1 rRNA gene is annotated in these 308 nt (G+C 60.1%); it reads left to right on the forward strand.

Annotated features, from left to right (window positions below):
- Positions 1-94: ribosomal RNA gene (locus ACERZO_RS50355) — 16S ribosomal RNA — on the forward strand; the annotation flags it as partial.
- Positions 95-308: the final 214 nt, after the last annotated feature.

A 308-nucleotide genomic window follows, 5' to 3' on the forward strand; every position in this document is an offset into this window, starting at 1 on the left:
TTCGGGGAGGGAGTGGTCGAAGGTGGGACTGGCGATTGGGACGAAGTCGTAACAAGGTAGCCGTACCGGAAGGTGCGGCTGGATCACCTCCTTTCTAAGGGGCACAACACATCCACGTTCCCGGGATACCCGGAACCAGAGCGTGGGGTGGGCACGGTTTAACACCCGCCTGTGGTGTTGCCGCGCTTGCTCAAGGAATTGTGGAACTACTGGTTATGGCTGATCTTGGTTGGCAAAACCTCCTCTAGTACTGCGGCCTGGCCGCGTGGAACGAGGGGCCGGCGCCTGGAGGGTCGGTTGTTCACGAA

The sequence above is a fragment of the Amycolatopsis kentuckyensis genome, from assembly GCF_041679295.1.
Lineage (GTDB): Bacteria > Actinomycetota > Actinomycetes > Mycobacteriales > Pseudonocardiaceae > Amycolatopsis > Amycolatopsis kentuckyensis_A.